13 protein-coding genes and 1 riboswitch are annotated in these 17,407 nt (G+C 37.5%); of the genes, 12 read left to right on the top strand and 1 reads right to left on the bottom strand.

Annotated features, from left to right (window positions below):
* Positions 1-50 precede the first annotated feature (50 nt).
* The 3 genes from CBM15_RS07150 to CBM15_RS07140 all read left to right on the top strand — a co-directional run bounded on the left by CBM15_RS07150 (position 51) and on the right by CBM15_RS07140 (position 3,487).
* Positions 51-944, top strand: a complete 894-nt coding sequence (locus CBM15_RS07150) for a CobW family GTP-binding protein (RefSeq protein WP_087616674.1) — start codon at positions 51-53, stop codon at positions 942-944.
* Positions 945-1,131: 187 nt separating this feature from the next.
* Positions 1,132-1,950 (top strand): CAP domain-containing protein, encoded by an 819-nt coding sequence (locus tag CBM15_RS07145; protein ID WP_087616672.1) that lies wholly within the window; start codon positions 1,132-1,134, stop codon positions 1,948-1,950.
* 460 nt (positions 1,951-2,410) lie between these two features.
* Entirely contained in the window at positions 2,411-3,487 is a 1,077-nt protein-coding gene (locus CBM15_RS07140; RefSeq protein WP_087616670.1) for an undecaprenyldiphospho-muramoylpentapeptide beta-N-acetylglucosaminyltransferase, read from the top strand.
* A gap of 129 nt (positions 3,488-3,616) precedes the next feature.
* Here the strand turns inward: CBM15_RS07140 and CBM15_RS07135 are convergent, their stop codons facing one another.
* Positions 3,617-4,165 (bottom strand): GNAT family N-acetyltransferase, encoded by a 549-nt coding sequence (locus CBM15_RS07135; RefSeq protein ID WP_008407274.1) that lies wholly within the window; start codon positions 4,163-4,165, stop codon positions 3,617-3,619.
* 390 nt (positions 4,166-4,555) lie between these two features.
* On the opposite strand from CBM15_RS07135, the gene dapF reads away from it, so the two are divergent.
* The 9 genes from dapF to CBM15_RS07090 all read left to right on the top strand — a co-directional run bounded on the left by dapF (position 4,556) and on the right by CBM15_RS07090 (position 17,089).
* Positions 4,556-5,518 carry a diaminopimelate epimerase gene (dapF, locus tag CBM15_RS07130; protein ID WP_087616667.1) on the top strand — a complete coding sequence of 321 codons (963 nt, stop codon included), beginning with the start codon at positions 4,556-4,558 and terminating at the stop codon, positions 5,516-5,518.
* Positions 5,519-5,546: 28 nt separating this feature from the next.
* Entirely contained in the window at positions 5,547-7,556 is a 2,010-nt protein-coding gene (locus tag CBM15_RS07125; RefSeq protein ID WP_239534666.1) for a diguanylate cyclase domain-containing protein, read from the top strand.
* A gap of 100 nt (positions 7,557-7,656) precedes the next feature.
* Entirely contained in the window at positions 7,657-8,328 is a 672-nt protein-coding gene (locus tag CBM15_RS07120; protein ID WP_087616663.1) for a response regulator transcription factor, read from the top strand.
* A 5-nt stretch (positions 8,329-8,333) separates the two neighbouring features.
* Positions 8,334-9,728: a sensor histidine kinase gene (locus CBM15_RS07115; protein ID WP_087616661.1), complete on the top strand. Its 1,395-nt coding sequence runs from the start codon at positions 8,334-8,336 to the stop codon at positions 9,726-9,728.
* Between the two features lie 315 nt (positions 9,729-10,043).
* On the top strand, positions 10,044-12,851 hold the full coding sequence (locus CBM15_RS07110; protein WP_087616659.1) for a 2-oxoglutarate dehydrogenase E1 component: 2,808 nt from the start codon (positions 10,044-10,046) through the stop codon (positions 12,849-12,851).
* A 93-nt stretch (positions 12,852-12,944) separates the two neighbouring features.
* Positions 12,945-14,198, top strand: a complete 1,254-nt coding sequence (gene odhB, locus CBM15_RS07105) for a 2-oxoglutarate dehydrogenase complex dihydrolipoyllysine-residue succinyltransferase (RefSeq protein ID WP_087616657.1) — start codon at positions 12,945-12,947, stop codon at positions 14,196-14,198.
* 144 nt (positions 14,199-14,342) lie between these two features.
* Positions 14,343-14,530: riboswitch (Lysine riboswitch) on the top strand.
* 114 nt (positions 14,531-14,644) lie between these two features.
* The gene (locus CBM15_RS07100; protein WP_087616655.1) at positions 14,645-15,481 is read left to right on the top strand and encodes a transporter substrate-binding domain-containing protein; all 837 of its coding nucleotides are present in this window, start codon (positions 14,645-14,647) and stop codon (positions 15,479-15,481) included.
* 125 nt (positions 15,482-15,606) lie between these two features.
* Complete coding sequence (locus CBM15_RS07095; protein WP_087616653.1) at positions 15,607-16,353, top strand: amino acid ABC transporter permease; 747 nt, start codon at positions 15,607-15,609, stop codon at positions 16,351-16,353.
* A gap of 1 nt (position 16,354) precedes the next feature.
* Positions 16,355-17,089, top strand: coding sequence for an amino acid ABC transporter ATP-binding protein (locus tag CBM15_RS07090; protein ID WP_087616651.1), 735 nt, complete (start codon positions 16,355-16,357; stop codon positions 17,087-17,089).
* Positions 17,090-17,407: the final 318 nt, after the last annotated feature.

Below are 17,407 nucleotides of genomic sequence, written 5' to 3'. Positions count from 1 at the left end.
AAAAGTGAAAAACACTTTATTGCCAGCCCATTATTATAGGAAGTGAACTTATGAAGGATGTATATTTATTTAGCGGATTTTTAGGGAGCGGCAAAACGTCCATGTTAACCAATGTCATTCGCCAGTTGAAGGAGGCCAATTTAAAGCCGGCTGTTATTATGAACGAATTAGGCAAGCTTCCATTTGATTCACAGGCGGTAGAAGAGGATGTGCCATTGAAGGAAATGTTGGAAGGCTGTATTTGCTGCAGTGGAGCAGAAAAAACAGAAGCGCAAATCCAGTCCCTTTTACACGATCAGGAATTTGATGTCCTTATTATAGAAACAACAGGCGCTGCACACCCTGTAGAAGCACTGGATGCGGTTTATTCGCCTTTATTTGCGGATAAGTTGAATATTAAAGGAATTGTGACGGTGGCGGACAGTCGGTTATGGTTGGACAGATCAAACCTTACTCCACAAGTACGTTCTCTTTTTATGGAACAAATTCGTCATGCTCATCTGTTACTGGCAAATAAAACGGACTTACTAACGGAATCGGAACAAGCGCAAGTTGTCTATGAATTGCAAGGGTTTAATGCAAATGCATTCATCCTCCAAACGACAAATGGCCGTGTTCCATTAAAGTTATTGCAAAATATCCAGTCAACTGCCCGTGTATCCAAAGATGATATTGTGACAGCACGTATTGGCGAAAGCTTCAATTTAGGCTCGCGACTTGTACGATTTGATACAAGCTTTACACAGGAAGAGTTTGAAAACTGGGTTCGTTCATTACCGGATACCGTTTATCGTATGAAAGGCTATGTTCCGATTGAGGGAATCAAAAATCCAATGCTGTTCCAGTATGCTTACGGAATGGTCCAATGGCTGCCGGAATATATTAAAATGGAACCGAATTTAGTCATCATTGGGGAGAACATTAACACTCTGGAAATTATCTAACTATCATAATACGTCAATAGCTTTTCAGATGAAATGTTTGAGGAAATTGGATAAATTTATCGCAAATTATGAGTAAAATATAAGATTTTAAGGCTAATAAGTTGGTAGGTGGACAGTTTACCAATTTATAGGCCTTTTTTTTTTCGTTTTTTCATTTACGATGAAATCACGAGAGGAGGCGTACAAAATGAAAAAATTAGTTCTACCATTTTGTGCAGTAATACTTTTTGCAACTCAAGCACCCGTTGCTAATGCAAGCTCTAATGCAATTGAAGGGGGCAAATCAACAACAACTACTAATCATGTTCAATCAACATATAACTATAAAATAAAGCTTAATAATTATTTTAAACTTGTAAAAACGACACCTCAAAAAGGGACAATCGTTAAACAGGAAGTGTCGACAAATACAGTTAAAAAACCGGCTTCAACAGAAGATGTCAGCAAAGAGTCTTCTAAAGAGGTTAACAAGAAAGTAGAAAAAGAGCCAACAAACGTTGTAAACAACGAAACGCCAAAAGTTGTTGCTCCAACAACGACAGAAACACAGTCACAAACACCTGCAACACAACCTAAAACTGAACAGGCTCCAGTTCAAGAACAAAAAGAATTGACAGCTACAGATCAAATTTTAGCGATTGAAGAAAAAGTTGTTGCATTAACAAATGCAGAACGTGCTAAAAATGGTTTAAGTGCACTACAAATTGACCGCCCATTAATGGCAGCGGCACGTGAAAAATCTCAGGATATGAAAGATAAAAATTACTTCTCACATACTTCACCAACATTCGGCAGCCCGTTTGACCGCTTAAAAGCATTGGGCATTGCTTATAAATCAGCTGGTGAAAATATCGCCAAAGGCCAAAGAACACCGGAAGAAGTTGTGCAAGCATGGATGAACTCTGAAGGTCACCGCGCTAATATTTTAAATAAAGACTTCACTCATATTGGTGTTGGCTATGTGAAGGACGGTAATATCTGGACGCAACAATTTATAAAAAAGTAATTTGATGAAGATACTATCCTTTTCAACATGAGAAGGGTAGTTTTTTTATTTCGGGTATTATTTTATTATTGAGCGAATACTTAAAACAATAGAAATATTTTTAGGGAAATTTATTATTTCTTTTGGCCTTTATAATTTTGTATGTGAAAACACCCATTTTTAGAGAAATGCTTTATAAAGTGCCAAAATGTGCTACAATATACGGTATACTTTTAAAAGCCTTATAAAAAAAGGTGTATAATTCGCATGAATAGAAGTGATAAACAGTAAAATTATTTTTTTAGAATAACAAAACAGGAACAAATATTAAATAATATAAAAGGAACTATAAAAAGAGTAGTAAAAATAATCATTGAAAATAAAATGTTACATCAAATAAATAAGATATATATCGAAGCATGTTGAAATGTCTTGTTGCATAAAATAGATGCAATGACATTTGCTTTGTTAGGAGAAGTTTATGAACGAAAAAACAATTATTTTAACAGGCGGGGGTACGGCCGGTCACGTATCATTAAATGAAGCGATTATCCCTTCATTGCAGGAAGCGGGGTATAATGTGCATTATATAGGCTCTCATGATGGGATTGAAAAGGAGCTTATTACAAATGCATTTCCCTCATTGCCTTATCACAGTATTTCGAGCGGAAAGCTGCGCCGATACTTTTCAGTACAGAATTTTACAGATCCGTTTAAAGTGATGGCAGGTGTTACACAAGCCTTTTCGATCATCAAAAAAATTAAGCCGACTGTAATTTTTTCTAAAGGTGGCTTTGTCTCAGTGCCAGTCGTTATTGCGGCAAAATTGGCAAATATTCCGGTTGTTGTCCATGAATCGGATGTGACACCTGGCTTAGCAAATAAAATTTCACTGCCATTCGCGTCCCATATCTTTACGGTTTTCAAAGAAACGATGAAACATTTACCGAACGACAAATCAACTTGCACTGGCTCGATTATCCGTCAGCAGCTATTTGAAGGAAATCGTGAGCGTGGTTTGGCGTTATGTGGATTTACAGCCGAAAAAAAAGTTCTGCTTGTAATGGGTGGAAGCTTAGGATCTGTTATTATTAATGATGCGCTTCGTGAAAATTTGCCATCACTATTAGAGAAGTATCAGATTATCCATTTGTGCGGTAAAGGGAACGCCGACAAAAAATTGGAAAATCTGCAAGGCTACTGTCAGTTTGAATATGTGACAACAGAATTACCGGATTTACTGTATGCAACCGATTTTGTTGTATCGCGTGCTGGTTCGAACTCGATTTTCGAATTTTTGGCGTTGCATAAACCGATGCTGCTCATTCCTCTTTCTGCAGCAAAAAGCCGTGGTGATCAGATATTAAATGCCAACTTGTTTAAAAAACAAGGCTTTGCACATGTATTGGACGAGGAACAATTGACAAAAGAATCATTCATGGAAGCAATACAAATGCTTGAACAGAAAGCGGAAGAAATGATTGATCAGATGCTCGAAGTCGAACATCCGAAAACTCCAAAAGAAATGGTTGCCTTAATTACTCAATATGAAAAATAATCAATAAAAAGGGGTTACCTAAAAGTTCATACTTTTAAGGTAGCCCCTTGTTTCGTTCTGGAATATTTATGACGCCTTTATCATATAAGCGTAAAGATGATGTTCACGTCACAAATGTAAGTTTCCTTTTTACATTGCCTGTTCTTCTGCTTGCTCGAGCGTATTGGCAGTTGTTAAATAGAACAGATCTTTAGGAATTTTAAAAAGACGGAATTTATTAACACCTTGATTAATTTCATTGTAAAGAGACGGATTTGTTTGCTCGGCATCTACTACATAAGGTAATTTCAATGCGGCTGCTTGTGAGCGTGCATTTTCTTCCCGGATGCGTAAGAAAACGGTATGGAAATCATAGTCGAAAAATAGTTCATTTAAAAACGCTAATTTCGCTTTCTGATTATAACCGATGCCTTGATATGGTTTGCCGATCCATGTTCCTAAGAAGCCGGCGCCATCTTGGATATCAAAAATACTGATTGTTCCGATTGGAGCACCCCAATCATCTACAATTGTACGTGAAATCGTTAATCCGTTTTGCTCTTCTTCTATCAATTGTTTAGTCATAAATAAGTACTCTTCTGCTGAAGTCGCTTTCTGACGTACGAATGGAAACACAGACGGATGACGTAATAATTCGTATAATTCTGCTGTTTCATGAAGTTCTCTCTGTTTTAACATGTGAAACGCCTCCTTTTAAGAAGAAAATGGTAGAGCCTGTTGTTAAAGAAATGGTGCAAATAATCTTCTAATGCTAAAAGGTTCTTTATCATAAGGCAGTAGTCATTTCGAGCTTGATCTTACCTAAAAGAATTTGACGTTAAACTATTATGCATAATTCGTATGTCTCGCTCTATCCTAGACAATTAATAACAATATCGAAATAAGAAATATATCTACAGTTTATTATAATATATTCTCTTGTCGCAACTTTCAAGCTCGAAAAAAACATTTTTTTCTGCTAAAAGTCGATATATTCAGAAAAATGCGTCAATAAAAACTATTAATGACAAGATGAATTTTTTGACAGTATAATATAATAAAATAAGAGAGAACGTGGAGGCACAAAATATGAGTATCCAATTAACGAAAGTACATGGTTCGGGAAATACATTTTATTTATACGAAGCATTATATGATGAACAATTTAATTTTGTGAATATCGCGAAACAGCTTTGTCATCACTCCAATGATGGGGGAGCGGATGGCTTATTAATCGTGCTCCCATCTTCCGTTGCAGATGCAAAAATGCGTGTCATTAATGCGGACGGCTCGGAAGCTTCGATGTGCGGGAACGGGTTACGCTGTGTCGCGCGGTATGTTTGCGAAAAATTAAATGTAGATGAAGCGGTTATCGAAACAATGCATGCCTGTCTGAAAGTAAAACGAGAAGCATCCATTTTTGAACAACTACCTACATATTCTGTAGAAATCTCACCCATTTCATTTGAACTAGTATCATTGCCAATGAAGGTAGACAATAGACAACAATTGCGCCATGAAATTATTCCTGCTTTTTCAATGGATATTCCTTTTACAGCGATATCTGTACCAAATCCGCATCTAATCGGAATCGTTGATCATAAATATATGGAAAATACGTTACACCAAGAACAGCTCGCTGCCTATTTGAACAGTGAAAATGAATATTGCCCGGATGGAGTGAATGTCAGCTATGTCCAGCCGTTATCTCCTGATGAAATATTCGTCCGAACTTTTGAACGGGGGGTAGGCTTTACAAATGCCTGCGGTACGGCAATGACTGCCTCTGCACTTATTGCTTCTATTGAAGGATTTATTACGAACAGTAAAGTAACCGTCTATAATCCCGGAGGTTTTGTTCAGTGTGAAGTTAAGAACTATGGTGACAGATGGGAATTGGCACTAATCGGAAATGCAACGGTACTGGGGGATTATGAATATGAACTTCAAGACGAAAAAATTCAATTGGTTCATTTTCAGCTAGCAGAAGAGCAAATTCAATATGAGAAATGCAAACTTTTTGTGAAAGATAAAATAGAAAGCTTTCTGTAAACATCAGTATAGTGGGGGGACAAGGATGATGAGTTCCATTTATTCAATGGATTTATTGAATTTGTTATTCAAAAAAAGTAATGATGCGGTATTCTTCATGGAAAAAATAGATGGAAAGTATCGTTATATTTTTGTCAACGATGCTGCAGTAAATCTGATTAATACGAATCCCTGCGGCAAAACGATCGAACAGGTAATCCCGTCCCATTTAGCAAAGACGATTATTCACTATTATGATTTAACAATCGAACAAAACAGACAAGTTGAATTTGAAGATTTTACTTATGAAAAAATGAATGTTCGAAAACAAAGAACGACAACTATTCCAGTAATACAAGACGGGAAAAATTATATTTTGGCCATGACGAAAGAAGTATCGATGAGCCTTGATTTAGAAGATAAATATTTATTTATGCGTTCCATATTTTCTAATTCATTTTTATCCACGATATTAGTTTCCAATGAACTGCAATTACTTGAAGCAAACCCAACATTTTTGGAAGAGTTTAATATTCAAGTGAAAGATGCTTCCCGGATCACTATGTTAGACATGCCTTTTATAGACAGAAAAACGGCAAAAAAATTGAATAGTTATATAAAACGGGCTCTGCTGGGAGAAAATGTTCAATCGAAAATGCTGTTTTTCATCGATAAACATAATGAGCGGCGTTGTTTTACTGCTTCCTTTTCCTCGTTGACAAGCAATGGTGAAAATATCGCAGTATTTATCATATTGCAGGAAATTACAGAATTTATTAAACAAGGACAGGCATTGCGCACAGCTTCACATGGTCTGGAAATGTTCAAAAATGCGATTAATTCATTGGCTGACGTTATATTTACAGATGTAGATGGAAATATAATCGATATTAATGAGCGGGTTATTGAAAATACAGGCTTTACGCATGATGAATTAATTGGTAAACCGCATCATATTCTTCACTCAACGTATCTATCCGATTCAGCTTCGATGAGTTTTTGGCAAAAAGCAAGTAAAGAAGAAATCTGGCGTGAGGAAGTGTGCAATCGTAAAAAGAATGGTGAGATATATTGGGTGGACTCTACTATGATTCCCCTGAAAAATGAACTCGGGGAAGTGGAGCAGTTTTTAATGGTTCAATATAATATTTCATCTGAAAAACAATTAATGTCCGAGCTATATATAATTGAACGAAATTTCAGAGCGATTACTGAAAACACAAATGATTTTATTGTCGTAACAGACCGCTACGGCAAAATTAAATATGCTTCACCTTCCTATTCAAGGAAACTTGGCTACCGGGAAGAAGAGCTTATCGGTTTACCGTACGATCGATTGCTGAAGCCGGAAAGTGTTGAACTGTGGCACGAAGCATTGAACCCGGAAACAGTTGATGTAGTACAAGAACAAAAAATTGAATTGCTTTTGTATAAAAAAGATAATAGTACGATTTGGACGGAAGGGAATTACACGTTAACGTTCGCTTTGTCACATCATGAAATTACGGAAATTGTCATGGTTTCAAGAGAAATTACCGAGCGCAAGGAACTGGAAGATAAATTAACTTATTTAGCCTATCATGATAGTTTGACGCAGCTCGGTAATCGCCGGAAACTGTACAAGGACTTTCCGCTTCTTAAAAAGGAGGCAGACGAGACAGGTACTTGCCTGGCAATTTTATATCTTGACGGAGATAATTTTAAAGAAGTAAATGATATATACGGACATGATGTTGGGGATGAGTTTTTAATTCAATTCGGGAATTCGCTCGTTCGCAGTGTACGAAATGAAGACCTTGTTATAAGGTTGGGTGGTGACGAATTTCTCATTGTTTTAACAGGGTTGTCCATATTCGAAAAAGAACGTTCCGTCCAACTTGTTCACATTATGGACAGGATTAAAGAAAATCTGCAAATCGGATGGTTGATTAGAGGTAGCCATTTTTCACCTACAGCCTCGATGGGGATTTCGATTTATCCAAAACACAGTATAAGTTTAGACGTTCTTATCGATTTAGCGGATCAAGCATTATACAAGGCAAAGCAGTCTTCCAATTAGCACTTGCAAGAATACGGAAATATACTCCGTATTCTTTTTTTTTGTAAAATACAAATGGTACACTAATTATGATATATATTGCTGATAGAGAGGGAAGCTGATGAAACAGAAGATTTTAATAATTGAAGACGAAAAAAATATAGCACGTTTCCTTGAACTGGAGCTTAAGCACGAGCAATTTGAAACGGTTGTTGCATATGATGGGAGAACTGGTCTGGAATTGGCTGTAAGTGAACAATTCGACTGTATTTTGCTCGATGTAATGCTACCGCAATTAAATGGGATTGAAGTATGTAGAAGAATACGAAAAACAAGCAATGTACCGATTCTCCTTATTACAGCACGTGATGAAGTAATGGACCGCGTTTCAGGATTGGATGCGGGAGCAGATGATTATGTTGTGAAGCCTTTTGCGATAGAAGAATTATTGGCGCGGATCCGTTCAATCTTAAGGAGAGTGCAGCCTGCCCAAAAATCAAAACAACTCATTTTAAGGGAGTTGGAAATCGACGTAGATGCTTATGAAGTAATATTTGAAAACAATAAAATCGAACTTACAAGAAAAGAATTCGATCTATTGAAATTGCTTGTGGAAAACAGAAACCTTGTATGTACACGGGAACGTATTTTAGAAGAGGTTTGGGGATTTGATACTGAGGTAGAAACTAATGTAGTCGATGTATATATTCGCCATTTGCGTACAAAACTGCAAACAGATCATACTCCGTACATTGAAACCGTACGTGGGGTTGGCTATGTGATGCGCGGGTGAGGATGATGAAAAACAAACTTTTGAACCTTTCTTTAAAATCAAAGTGGATGCTTGCGGTAGGTGTAACGATCTTTGTAAGCTATGCCCTAATATCTGTTGTACTGTATATCGCTTTGCAAACTTGGCTTATTCATAATGAAGAGAAAAATGCATTGCGGACGGTCGATGATATGACAACCTACTTTGAATCACAGGGCAACACTGTTACAGTACAGGCACTGCAGAATAACACGGCTCTGATGAAAGCCATTTTAAATCAGGAACAAACGGTACGCGTATTTAATCTGGATGGTATCGAAGTAATGCGAATTAATGATGCGGCACCGGCTGCACAGCTGCCACAAAATCAAAATTACTTTTCGACGATGATCGAAAAACAGACGATTGCTGGATCTGAAAGCTTTATCATCCACCGAGTCGTTCAAATCGGACAATTTCAAGGGATTATGCAATTAATTCATCCGTTGGCAGCATTTCAATCGATGATGAATTATATTTTGACGACGATTTTTATTATTGGTTTTGGTGCCATTTTATTTTCGGTTATGATCAGCTACTACTTGGCGAATATGCTAATGAAACCGCTTGTCCAGTTACGTGACGCAATGAGCTTTGTCAGAAAAAACGGTTTTACTGAACAGCCTAAATTTGATTATACGGCAAAAGATGAGATTGGCGATTTACTTCATATGTACCGTACATTAATGAATGAACTTGAAATTTCATTTACAAAGCAACAGCAATTTGTTGCAGACGCCTCGCATGAACTGCGAACACCGATTCAAGTAATTGAAGGCCATCTATCATTAATCAAACGATGGGGTAAAGATGAACCGGAAGTAATGGAAGAATCATTAAATACTTCTATTACTGAAATTGCACGTATGAGAAAAATGATAGAAGAACTATTGCAATTGGCACGTAGGGAGCAAGCGGATGAACATGCTTCTGCTGATATAGAACAAGTATACGAACAAGTAAAAGAAGAATTATTGCAGCTGTATCCTGCCGCTGAATTTCATTTGACAGTTACCGGTGAAAAGTCGGCAGCCGCCATTACTGAGCATGCCTTAGCGCAAATCTTTAGAAATATTTTGAGTAATAGTATACGATATAATAGCAATGTTCCGAATCTTAATGTGAATATCAATTATAATGATTCACAATCGACAATCTTAGTTACGTTAGAAGACAATGGGATCGGTATCTCAGAACAGCATTTACCGCATATTTTCGACCGGTTTTACCGGGTGGATGCATCACGTACAAACAAAGTTGCAGGTACTGGACTTGGGTTGAGTATTACAAAAATGCTTGCAGATAAATATGAAGTGGAAATTGATGTAGAAAGTAAATTGCAGAAAGGTACCTTTTTTTACCTAAAACTTCTTAAAAAATGAATAATTTTAGTCAATCTAATTACTATTTCAATAGTTCACGAAAAAAATTGCTTAATTTGATAAAAAGAGTTGTATTTTTTGTGAAGAGTAGTAAGATTGAGATGGAAAAAATGTTCTTCCGACGTTTATAAATGTGCTTTTAGTCCGTGTGGAAGAATGATAAAATATTATTTGCTTTGATTTAGTAGATAAAAAGAGAATACTTAATTTATCTACTTACAAAAGAAGGAAATTTTTGTATTGTAATATACAATATTATCCTTTTTTGAGTAAATTATTGGAACAGCCATAAGGCAAAATTTGGAGGTTATTTTCATGTCGAACAATGTATTACCTGCAGGTTCTCCATGGTCAGCGTTTTCTGGTCCTAACTTAGGTTATGTACTAGAGCAATATGACTTATTCCTGCAATCTCCTGAAGAAGTAGAACCGGAACTAGTAGAATTATTCCAAGCATACGGTGGTCCTGTATTTGCAGATGGTCAACAACCGGTTGCAACTGCAGCAGTAACAGGTACTGGAGACTACAAAAAAGTATTAGCAGCAGTTAAATTGGCAGAATCAATTCGTGAAAACGGCCATTTAGCAGCAGATTTATACCCACTAAAAAATCGTCAATTAGACACTTCACGCATTGAAGAAAGCGTATTCAATTTAACAGCGGCCGATCTTCAAGCTATTCCTGCATCAGTATTTTTTGCAAATGTTCCTGCAGGTGTTACAAACGGTAAGGAAGCAATTGATTATTTAAAATCTGTATATACAGATAAAATAGGTGTAGAAGTTGCACATTTACAAAATGCGGAAGAACGTGCATGGATCGAAGCTCAAGTTGAAGGCGGAGCGTTTAAAGCAACGTTATCACCTGAAGAAAAGAAAGCAGTTTTAGAGCGATTAACACGCATTGAAAACTTTGAAAAATTCATTCATAAAACATTTGTTGGTCAAAAACGTTTCTCTGGAGAAGGTTTAGACACACAAATCATCCTTTTAGATGAAATTATTAAATCATCTGAAACTAAAGGTGTAAAAAATGTTCGAATTGGTATGGCCCACCGTGGACGTTTAAACGTATTAACACACGTTTTAAACAAACCATACGATATGATGTTCTCTGATTTCGCCCACGTTTCAAATGATCTATTCTTCCCTGAAGATGGTAAATTAGAAATTACAAAAGGCTGGACTGGAGACGTTAAATACCATATGGGTGCATCTTACACTCATGATTCTGGATTGAACGTTAAATTAGCCTATAACCCATCACACTTAGAAGTAGGGAACCCGCTTGTAATCGGTTCTGTTCGTGCAGCTCAAGATGATGTATCTGCAGCAGGAACGGCTAAACATGATCCATCAAATGCATTCGGTATCATTTTACATGGTGACGCGGCATTTGCTGGTCAAGGGATTGTGACAGAAGGATTCAACTTCTCTCAAACAGAAGGATTTACAACAGGTGGTACAGTTCAGATTATCGCGAACAACATGATCGGTTTCACGACTGAGTTGCATGATTCACGTTCATCTATTTATTCATCTGACCCTGCAAAAGGCTATGATATTCCGGTTATTCATGTAAATGCTGACAGCCCTGAAACAGTGGCAGCTGTTGGTCGCTTTGTAGCGGAATACCGTGCGAAATTTAAAAAGGATATCGTTATCGACTTAATCGGTTACCGCCGTTACGGTCATAATGAAACGGATGATCCGACAGTAACAAACCCTGAAACATATAAATTAGTATCAAAACATGAACCGATTCGTGCATTGTATGGTGCAGAACTAGCAGAAGCCGGCATTTTATCTGCTGATGAAGTAAAAGCTCTAGATACTGCTATTTATGCGGAAATGCAAGCTGCGTATGATCATGTTAAAGAAATGGCAGAAAAAGACGAGCATGTAACGCCTAATATGCCGGAAGAACTAAAAATCGAATTCCCTGAAATCGATACTAAAGTAGATGCTGAGCGTTTAGCTAAAGTAAATGAAGATTTACTTGTCTTTGCAGATGGTTTTGAGCCGCAAAACAAGTTAGGTAAAATTTTAGCAAAACGTCGTGATGCGTTTACTGAAGGTAAAATTGACTGGGGTCATGCTGAAACTTTAGCATATGCAACAATTACGCAAGATGGCACACCGGTTCGTTTCACTGGTCAGGATGCACAGCGTGGTACGTTCTCTCAACGTCACTTAGTATTACATGACAAAAATAACGGTGCTGAATTTACACCATTACATCATATTGAAGGTGCAAACGCTTCATTTACAGTTTACAACTCACCACTTACAGAAGCAGGTGTAGTAGGTTTTGAATATGGGTACAATTTAGAAAACCAAAATGTACTAACTGTATGGGAAGCACAATTCGGTGACTTTGCAAACATGGCGCAAGTAATGTTTGATAACTTCATCTCAAGTGCACGTGCTAAATGGGGTCAAAAATCTGGATTCGTACTTCTTTTACCACATGGTTATGAAGGTCAAGGTCCAGAGCACTCATCAAGCCGTATGGAGCGATTCCTGCAATTATCTGCAGAAAATAACTGGTTCGTAGCAAACTGTTCAAATGCAGGCAACTACTACCACTTATTACGCCGTCAAGCTGCTTTATTAGGTACAGAAGGTGTACGTCCATTAGTAGTGGTTTCTCCAAAATCACTTTTACGTCATCCACTTGCTGCAGCTACTGCTGAACAACTTGCAAATGGTCGCTTCCAGGAAGTAATCGAGCAAGAAGGTTTAGGCAAAAACACAGAAGCGGTTGAAAAAGTAGTACTTGGTACAGGTAAAGTAATGATCGATTTAGCAGAACGTGTGAAAGACGGCGAAGGGCTTGATCACTTACACATTATTCGTGTGGAACAAATTTACCCATTCCCTGCACAACAAGTGAAAGATATTATCGCTCGCTTCCCGAATGTTAAAGAAATCGTTTGGGTACAAGAAGAACCAAAAAACCAAGGTTCATGGACATATGTTCTTGAAACATTATATGATATCGCTGAAGGAAAAAAAGTACGCTATGTAGGACGTCCTGCAATGAGCTCTACTTCTGAAGGCGATGGCGATTCACATAAAGCAGCACAAGCTAAATTAGTGAACGAAGCACTTGAAAAGTAATAAATGATTTGTTTAAAAAGAGCTGCTTCTATTTAAAATAGAAGTGGCTTGCTATACAATGAATGTGTAGCGTAATTAAAGGAGGATATGAACGTGGCTGAAATTAAAGTCCCTGAATTAGCAGAATCAATTACTGAAGGAACAATTGCCCAATGGGTGAAAAAAGTTGGAGATCGCGTAGAAAAAGGCGAATTCATCGTTGAGTTAGAAACTGATAAAGTTAATGCTGAAATTATCTCTGAAGAAGCAGGCGTTTTAAAACAAATTTTAGCTGAAGAAGGCGATACTGTATTAGTTGGACAAGTAATCGCAGTAGTTGAAGCAGGCGAAGGCGAAGCACCAGCACCAGCTGCAAAAGAAGAAGCTCCAGCAGCAGCTCCAGCAAAAGAAGAAGCTCCTAAAGCAGCAGCACCAGCACCAGTTGCAGTTGAAGAAACTTCAGGTGAGCGTGTAATCGCTTCACCAGCAGCACGTAAATTAGCTCGTGAAAAAGGTATCGACTTAGCAGCAATTTCACCAGTTGATCCACAAGGTCGTGTACGTGTACAAGACGTTGCAGCACATGGTACAGCTCCAGCGGCTCCAGCAGCAGCTCCAGCACCAGCAGCAGGCAATGGTCCAATGATCTTTACACCAGCAGCTGATACAGACCGTGTAACAGTTGAAAAAATGAGCCGTCGTCGTCAAACAATTGCAAAACGTTTATTAGAAGTTAAACAATCAACTGCAATGTTAACTACTTTCAACGAAATTGATATGACGAACATTATGGCATTACGTAAGCGTAAACAAGATGAGTTCGTGAAAGCTAACGATATTAAATTAGGCTTCATGTCATTCTTCACAAAAGCTGTAGTAGCAGCATTAAAGAAATATCCATATGTAAATGCACAAATTAACGGTGATGAAATTCACTTAAACAACTTCTTCGATATCGGTATTGCTGTATCAACAGAAGAAGGTTTAGTAGTACCAGTAGTTCGTGATGCAAATGCGAAAAACTTTGCTGAAATCGAGAAAAACATTGCGGAATTAGCTGGTAAAGCACGCGACAAAAAATTAGGCTTAAACGACATGGCTGGCGGATCATTCACAATCACTAACGGTGGTGTATTCGGTTCATTAATGTCTACACCAATCATGAACGGTACTCAAGCTGGTATTTTAGGTATGCACTCAATCGTAAACCGTCCAGTAGCTGTTAATGGTGAAGTTCAAATTCGTCCAATGATGTATGTAGCATTATCTTATGACCACCGTATCATCGATGGTAAAGATTCTGTTGGCTTCTTAAAAACAGTTAAAGAAATGATCGAAAACCCAGAAGATTTATTATTAAATTCTTAATAGTATCTTCTATGCTAATGCGCAGTATGTTATATATTGCGCATTAGCTTTTTTTACAGCTAACTTTCAGAAAAATGATTGTTGACGGAAATGTCGCAATAATGTAATATAAACATATCAATTTCATATCAAAACCTCACTTTCTCGTGAGGTAGAGGCGCGATACTTAACAGTCTTATATGGAGCCATGAGCTGGCTGTGAAATATAAGAGAAGGAAATATCGCCGAAGTGTTGTAAATGCTCAATTTTACAATGCTGGGTCTGCAGTGAACAATTGCAGAACTGTCTCAATCATCTATATCCCTGATGGTTGAGTTGTGCTATCTCAAAATGGGAACTGTAGAGGATTCGGGCTAATTATAATTTAAACGACCTAAAGTTCTTCTTTTAGGTCGTTTTTTGTATACGTTAACCCCGAAATTTAACAAAAAAGGAGAGATTTTCTATGAAAAAAAGACTATTAATTTTACTGACTGCTATGACAATGCTATTGTTAGCAGCGTGTGGTTCAAGCGATGAAGGTACTACAAGCGGTTCTGATTCAGACAAAAAAGTTATTAAAATTGGTATGGAAGCAGCGTATGCCCCTTTTAACTGGTCACAAAAAGATGATGCCAATGGCGGAGTTCAAATTGCAAGTTCAAAGGAATATGCAGCAGGCTATGATGTGGAAATTGCGAAAAAAATTGCAGAAGGTCTGGACATGGAATTACAAATTGTTAAAACAGACTGGGATGGCTTAATTCCATCATTACAATCAGGTGCCATTGATCTGGTAATCGCAGGTATGTCACCAATGCCTGAACGTAAGGAAGTAATTGATTTCACAGAAAACTATTACACAAGTGACTATGTCATTGTTGTAAAAGAAGACGGTCCATATGCAAATGCAACTTCGTTATCTGACTTTGCAGGTGCAAAAATTACAGGTCAGCAAGCGACAACACATTATAATGTAATCGACCAAATCGAAGGTGTTCAAAAACAAGTAGCGGCAACTGATTTTGGTGCTATGCGAGTGCAATTACAGTCAGGTGCGATTGATGGATATGTTTCAGAACGTCCAGAAGGTATTTCTGCTGAAATGGCACTGAATAATATTAAATACATCGTGCCTGAGCCAAACTTCGAAGCAGACGAAGCGTCAACAGCTGTAGCAGTAGGTTTGAAAAAGGGATCAGATTTACGTGAACAAATTAACAAAGTATTAGCTGAAATTTCGGAAGAAGAGCGTCAACAACTAATGGAAGACGCAATTGCAAATCAACCAGCAGCACAATAATTTGTGTCGCATTAACAGTTTTGATGAGGTTGTCTTGCCGGCAAACGGAAGACAACCTTTTTCTATTAAAATTATGGTTTCATACATAAATAGTAGAAACAAAGAAAGAAATGGAGGACAAGGCGATGGCATTTTTAGAATCATCATGGAACTTGTTTACGAACAACTGGGATTTATTCGTACGTGGTGCTTGGACTGCACTTCTATTGGCAATTATCGGGACAATTTGCGGAACTCTGATCGGATTTTTTATTGGAATTATACACACAATTCCACAACGCAAAAAAAATATTAAAACGGCGCTTCTCAAAGTAGTTAATTTTATTTTAACGGCTTATGTGGAAATTTTCAGAGGCACGCCTATGATGGTACAGGCAATGGTCGTATTTTACGGTCTCGTTTATTTAGGAATTGATATTGACCGCTTTCTAGCAGCTTCCATCGTAATCAGCTTAAACACAGGAGCCTATATGGCCGAGTATGTGCGTGGTGGTATCGTCTCAATAGATAAAGGCCAATTTGAGGCTGCACAGGCGATTGGAATGAATCACCTGCAAACGATGATTCATATTGTCCTGCCGCAAGTAGCACGCAATATTTTGCCTGCCACAGGGAATCAGTTCGTTATGAATATTAAAGATTCATCTGTATTAAGTGTCATTTCGGTTGTGGAACTGTTCTTTACTGCAAACTCAATTGCGGGCAGTAATTATAAATATATTGAAGCATTCTTTATCGCGACAATTTTATACTTTATAATGACATTTACTGTAACTCGCTTCTTACTATTATTCGAGAAGAAGATGGACGGTCCGTCTTCTTATAAAGTGGAGCTCATTACAGGCAACAAGCTAGATAAGGATGGTGAATAAAATGACAATTGTAATTGATATTAACCATTTAAATAAAAAATTCGGTGATCATGAAGTATTGAAAGATGTAAATTTCCAGGTAAACAAAGGGGAAGTCGTAACATTGATCGGCTCTTCAGGTTCAGGGAAATCTACCTTGTTACGCTGCATTAATCTACTCGAAACACCAACAGCAGGGGAAATTATCTATAACGGTGAAAATATTTTAAATGACGTTCATCAAATTGAAAAGTACCGTACACATTTAGGGATGGTATTTCAGCAGTTCAATTTATTCAATAATTTGGATGTACTTAATAACTGTATTGTTGGCCAAATGAAAGTGTTGAAGCGTTCAAAAGAGGAAGCAGAACGAAATGCGATGAAATATTTGGAGCTTGTCGGTATGAGTGCCTATAAAAATGCGAAACCGAAACATTTATCCGGTGGACAGAAACAACGTGTCGCTATCGCCCGTGCATTAGCGATGGATCCCGATGTAATGCTGTTTGATGAGCCGACATCAGCGCTTGATCCTGAAATGGTGGGGGAAGTATTAAAGGTAATGCGCCACCTGGCGGACCAAGGAAATACAATGCTGATCGTTACACATGAAATGGAGTTTGCCAAGGAAGTCTCTGACCGCATTGTCTTCATGGATAAAGGGGTTATCGTAGAAGAAGGCACTCCTGAACAATTGCTTGTAAACCCAAAACACGACCGGACAAAAGAGTTTTTGAAACGAACATTAAGGTAATAGCAAAAAGCTCGCAGTCAAATGCGAGCTTATTTTCGTGAATTCCATTCGCTTATTAAAATAAATACAATTGCAAAAGCAATTACAATTGCGAAAAACCACATTGGAATACTACCAAATGCCATAAATTCCACCTCTGTTTGAAAGTTTAACATGGAATAGTAGTTCAATCAAATACCGGAAACAGCGATAAATTAAATCAATTTCTAATGTGTACGGCGCCTATGTATTTAAATAAGAAACAAGAAAAGTTGATTTTTACTACAACGCGCTTTCCACTGGCAGGAAAATCATATAAAATAGGAGAGTATCGATATT

The organism is Solibacillus kalamii (genome assembly GCF_002174535.1).
Classification (GTDB): Bacteria; Bacillota; Bacilli; order Bacillales_A; family Planococcaceae; genus Solibacillus; species Solibacillus silvestris.
This window is presented reverse-complemented; position numbering and strand designations above follow the sequence as displayed.